The organism is Bacillus sp. JST-5 (genome assembly GCF_057747715.1).
On the sequence record NZ_JBYLHW010000142.1, the window covers coordinates 1 to 1,582 of the forward strand.

Genomic DNA, 1,582 nt, shown 5'->3' on the forward strand with positions numbered 1-1,582 from the left:
TATGAAGTTATCAAAGAACAAAATTCTAACTGGAAAATACCTCAAAAGAGGATTCTAAAAATACTATACGAGGAGGATAGAAAATGTCAAAAAAAGTTTTAGTCATTGGTGGTGGGATAGCTGGTCCTGCTGCAGCGATGTTTTTTAAAAAAATTGGATATGAAGTAGAAGTTTATGAAGCAAGAAATGAACAAGAGGGGGATGAAGGTTTATTTTTAAATATTGCAAGAAATGGATTAAATGTATTGGACGAATTAGGTATCGCAAAACAATTGCAGAATGATGGAATTAAAATGCATGCAATGGAATTTAAAAATGGGAAAGGAAAAATCTTAGGTACAATTGGTAGTCAAGATGGAGAAGCACAAGGTTATACAATAAAACGAAATGATCTTCACCGATTGTTAATTGAACAAGCAAAAGAATCGGGGATTCCGATTTATTTTGAAAAAAGACTAGTTCAAATAAATATGGGTGATCGTGATGTTTCCGTACATTTTGCAGATGGAACATTTGCCAAAGGAGATTTTTTAATCGGTTGTGACGGTATTCATTCAATGACAAGAAATCTTCTAATGCCAAATGCAGAAAAACCATCATATACAGGTTTAATCAGTTTTGGAGGGTATGCATCTCTAGATACAATCCCGTATAAGCAAGGGTTTCAACATATGGTTTTCGGAAAAAAAGCATTTTTCGGATATATTGTTAAAAATAATGGGGAAATTTATTGGTTTGGGAATGTCAATTATCCTGGAACACCAACAAGAAAGGAATTAGAGAGGATTCCTCAAGAACAGTGGAGAAATTTGTTAGAAACACTTTATCGTGACGATATTTACCCAGTAATGGAAATCATCCGTGCTACAAATGGAAAGATTGGTGTCTATCCTATTTATGATATGTTGACCCAACCACGTTGGTTTTATAAGCGAGCAATTTTTATCGGAGATGCCATCCATGCCACATCACCGAATGCTGGTCAAGGAGCATCGCTAGCTTTAGAGGATGCCATGGCTTTAGCGATGTTCGTAAGAGATATAGAAGATTTAGAGAGTGCCTTTTCTAAATTTCAGCAGTTTCGTAAAGAACGCGTAGAAAAAATTGTTCAATATTCTCGTCGAATCGGTCAAAGAAAATACGCCACCAACCCAATTCAAGGGTTTTTTCGAGACTTAATGCTCCCAATCTTTTTAAAGTCGTCGAATGAAAAATCGAATCGATGGATATATGACTTTCACCTTGACTGGAATAAAAAAGCGAACCGATTAATAGGAAAATCGATTGATTAGGATTTTATTGAGAAAAGCGGAGGCGAGCGTTTAGTGGCGAACGAACGGGAGGCACTCCTGCACGGAGATAAAGGAAACACGGCGAGGCACGAGCCGATGTTGACTTATCGTAGGGGAAGGAGTGAGTCGTTCGCTAGCCACTGCGAGCCGAGCTAGACATAAGAAAAGCGGAGGCACAAGAGAGAACGCCGTATGAACGGGAGGGCCTCTTGCACTGAGATAAAGGAAACACAGCGAGGTACGAGCTGTTGTTGACTTATCGCAAGGGAGAGAGGTCATCGTTCACTAGG

1 protein-coding gene is annotated in these 1,582 nt (G+C 38.6%); it reads left to right on the forward strand.

Features of this window, described 5'->3' with window-relative positions; translation table 11 throughout:
- The first annotated feature begins 83 nt into the window (after positions 1-83).
- Positions 84-1,292: an FAD-dependent monooxygenase gene (locus AC3ASS_RS14160; RefSeq protein ID WP_488284149.1), complete on the forward strand. Its 1,209-nt coding sequence runs from the start codon at positions 84-86 to the stop codon at positions 1,290-1,292.
- The last annotated feature ends 290 nt before the right edge of the window (positions 1,293-1,582 follow it).

Coding starts and splice junctions, on each gene's coding strand:
- AC3ASS_RS14160 (WP_488284149.1), top strand. CDS start 84: ATGTCAAAAAAAGTTTTAGTCATTGGTGGTGGGATAGCTGGTCCTGCT.